The organism is Nostoc sp. CHAB 5715, assembly GCF_020829685.1.
In the GTDB taxonomy this organism is placed as follows: domain Bacteria; phylum Cyanobacteriota; class Cyanobacteriia; order Cyanobacteriales; family Nostocaceae; genus Nostoc.
On record NZ_JAIVFR010000739.1, the window covers coordinates 1 to 3,888 of the forward strand.

Below are 3,888 nucleotides of genomic sequence, written 5' to 3' on the forward strand. Positions count from 1 at the left end.
TTACCTGATTTATCTGGGACACAGACCCAACAAGGTTCCTGAGCTTTAGCACCCAGCCAAGGACGATGCCCTTGGCATTGTCCGAAAACTTTGGAATTTTTGGCTTTAGCTATGGAAAGTGGACGACGAGCTTTGCAGCCTTCACAGCGCACAAAAATTTCTTCAAAGTCATTGCCAGAGCCACCTTCATCTAGCCACAGTTGTCCCCGACAGGTGGTTTCAAAATCTTTATGGGCAAAGGCGTACCAGTTTATATCGCTCAGATGTCCATTTATACAAGCTTGCACAAAGCGGACTGGTACGTATGACACGCGCTGTCCTTCAAATTTTGATCCCTCCTTAACTGTTCGCCACTTAGCTAGGGGACGGGTACGGTAATCTTTCCCATTGAAGCGAATGGTTTGATCGACTTGAGCTACAAACCAAGCAGGAAAAATAAATGCATCCACACCAGTAAGAGGCATATTCGGGTCTGAAGTCTCTCTTGGTGGACTAAATAGTTCGATATTCTTAACTTGCAGCATTTCGCAAACTTTATCTTTCAAACGGTCTTCACGAATGGCCTGCATTTCGCCTTTCCAGTAAGTCAATCCCCCAATTACTACCGAGTATTTAGGTAAATCTACCATCGCTCCCGGGCCAAAGGTTGATAAAAGCTGGCTTTGGCGGATTTCTGCTTGTGGTTTTATTTTATTATTTGACTTCTTCATTAAACCTCTTCCTCTATTTCTAAACCAACAGGGTCACGCACAAAAAGTTTCACTACTGGCTCGACATCCCGCAAGCTGCGTTGGGCTTTGAATTTTTGCCGATCGCTACTTTCTTTGTCCGCCTTGGGGTCAAGGGCATCAAGTAGTAAAGGGGCTGCCATTTCTATTTCATTGCGTTGATATTGTAGGCGTTGGTCTTGCACGGCAATATGTTGCCATGTATCTAAACGGTCTATAACTTGTCGCCGGATTTCTTGGCGCAGACTTTCGGCTTCATCGGCTTTTAAAGGGCTATGTCCTTCTGCACGTTTAACGATCGCATCCACAACAAAATCTAAAAGCTGGCGATGTTGGGTAATTTGAGCAGCACCTAGAGGCGCTGTCATTTCTGGATTACCTAATCTGGCAAGGGCAACGGTAACACCTGACAAACCCCGATCGATGGCGCGGGGTGAGAAGGGAGTAACGCTACTTGCTTCCACTGTGCGGTAGAAAGTATCATGCCAGATTTGAAAACGTTCGTAGTGAGAGCGATCGCGCGGTCGGTGAATGTTGAGTAAGGTAACGACTAAACCAGGTTTTTCAGCTTCTCGACCGACGCGGCTGGTAGCTTGAATGTATTCGGCAGTGGTTTTCGGCTGTCCTAAAACTACCATCAGCCCTAAGCGAGTGATATCTAGCCCTACGGAAATCATGTTAGTTGCTAGGGCAATATCAACTCTTTCTTTCTCATGAAAAGGTAAAGCTAGACGACGTTTGGTATTAGCAACTTTGTTAGTGCTGATGCGAGAGGTTAATTCTTCTGGTTCATCATCAATTTTGCGATCGCAAAATAAGCTAAACGGTTCTTGGTAGCGACGGCGATCGCCATAATGACTCAGGCGCGAGTTTACCTCATCTTCCACTAGGCGGCGACTACCACCCAATTCCCGCAGGGAATTAAAATAACCTAGCAGTGTCATATAAGGGTCAGCAGGATTATGCTGATTTGCTTTCCCGCCGGCATCTTCCCAAGCTTGTTTAGCTGCTCCCAACAGGGCTAAGTATGCTCGTAACAGAACTACTTTAAGGCTGCGTCCTTGGGCTACAACTCCGACATAAAGCCGTCCCGGTGTTTTGGTAATTGGTACGGTTTCGGCAAAAAAGGAGTCGTGGCGATCGGGCCCAGGAGGCGGAAAAATATCTACCTGGCTGTGACTAAACAAAGCTTGAATTTGGCGCTCGGCACGGCGGACTGTAGCAGTGGAGGCAATAATCTTCGGTCGGATAGTTTTATCATTGTGCGTCACACTACACAGAACATCGATAACCGTTTCGTATAATCCCACCATTGTTCCCAGAGGCCCAGAAATCAAGTGCAATTCGTCTTGAATAATCAAATCTGGTGGGGGTAAATTTTTGTCTAAGGCTCGACCTTTGGTTTTAGCATCAGCTGGCCCGGTGAATCCTACTTTTTCATCAAAATGAGTTACCTTGCCAAATAGCGCTCCAGTTTGACCAACCCAAGGCAGATTCGCAAATTTATCAACGGTGGAAATTATGAAGCAAGGAAGCCGTCGATAGATTTGTTCATCTACGGCAACGATGGGTAGGGGGTTGTTGCCTTTAAATACACAGGCAGGTTTACCATCTGCGTGTTTTTTCCGATTGTCGCAGATTACCCGCAAGTCAGTAGGTGCATCGGCAAGTGGTAAAAGTTGAAACGATCGCGCTTTCAGTTCCGTGCCACACCAAGGACACCTTTCTAGGGGAATCGGCTTTGGTTTATGAGGATAATGCCGATCAAAATCTTGAGTCCGCGCCCAAGCTGAATTATCTTTGTCGCCTTTTTTACCCATTTTATTGGGTGTGGCACCTTGCCCAACCCACAACCCAATCTCAAAGGGATGCTTACCTAGTCTAGGATTTTGCTGACGTTCTAGTTCTAAGGCACAGACGAGGGTTGCGGCTCTTTCCAATTGGTCTAGGGTTAGGAGGCGCAGAGTGTAGCGCATGAGAACGCTGACACCAGCAGAGTGGATACTAGGATCGCGCAGACGACGCAGCACTAGAGTGAACGCTGCTAACCCTAGATAGGCTTCGGTTTTGCCGCCACCTGTGGGAAAGAACAGCAAATCTACTATTTCCCGATCTGGATGTTCTGGTTGAGCAATGCTCAGGATGTTCAACAGCAGAAAAGCTAGCTGGAAAGGTCGCCACTTCGGCGGTGAAAAGTCTTCAGGGGATTTGTCTGGCTCATCGTGAGTTAGGCGTTGTCTTCTAGCAGTTGCTAAGGCTTGGTTAGCAATTTGAAAAGCTTCTAACACCAAAGGATCGTCTAAAGCTTGTAATCCGGCGGCAATGCGTTGCTTAATTCTGCTAGCTGTGGTTAATAATTCACTAGCAATTTTTCCTTGGTGCGGTTCAGTGGGGGCTGCGGCTTGCTGTTTGGTAATCCAGTCAGTATATGCAGACACCATTGGGTAAACCATCTCAGATATAGTTGCCGCGTCTTTTGCCTTAGCCAATGCTTCCATGCCTAGTTTTAGCCCCGGAATTTCTGCTGGTTCTACTCTGGCCACCTCTGCTGTGGGCATCCAGTTAGTACGAATTTCTTGACAGATATGATTCGAGCTAAGGATAGTAATAGCAGAAACATTATGTCCAACAGCATATTCGCAATCGTTGCGGTATTGCAGGCTTGACACCGCTTCGTCTCTATCTTGGCTGTTTTGCCCCCGCAAGTTAGGGCGGGATACAAAAGCGTCAGCTGTGCGGATGGTGAGGCAGGCTTGAAAAATAAAACTGATGTCGTGCTTTTGGTTGGGATTGTTGCTGCGGTAGTTAACTAAGAATACTGAAACTGAACGCGTACCAACAGGGAGTTTTTGTTGAGGTGATGAAGCTACAGCCCGATTTGACACAAATAACTTTAAGCCGTTGCTGTCTGGAACTTCAATCTGAATTTTTCGTTGATTTCCCAGCAGAGAAATAGGCATACTAATGCAATGAGGGGAGCGTTGCCATAATTCTTGCTTGGCTGACTGGGGATTCTCGCTATCATCTAATTCTGTTTCGCTTTCAAGAAATTGGTAGTTACCCCACTGCACAGTTATATTCAGTTCTGTGGTATTTTCTGGTAGAAGAAAGCTCAAGCCAATGGAAGAAGGAAAGTGAGCTTTACGGGCTGAGGAGGCTT

Annotated in this window: 1 protein-coding gene and 1 pseudogene; both read right to left on the reverse strand. The window is 46.6% G+C overall.

Annotated features, from left to right (window positions below; all coding sequences use genetic code 11):
* A pseudogene (locus LC574_RS30285) lies at positions 1 to 710 on the reverse strand (hypothetical protein); the annotation flags it as partial.
* The coding region (gene drmA / locus LC574_RS30290; protein WP_229457303.1) for a DISARM system helicase DrmA at positions 710 to 3,888 on the reverse strand (3,179 nt) is incomplete at its 5' end. The pseudogene LC574_RS30285 and the gene drmA, both read right to left, overlap by 1 nt.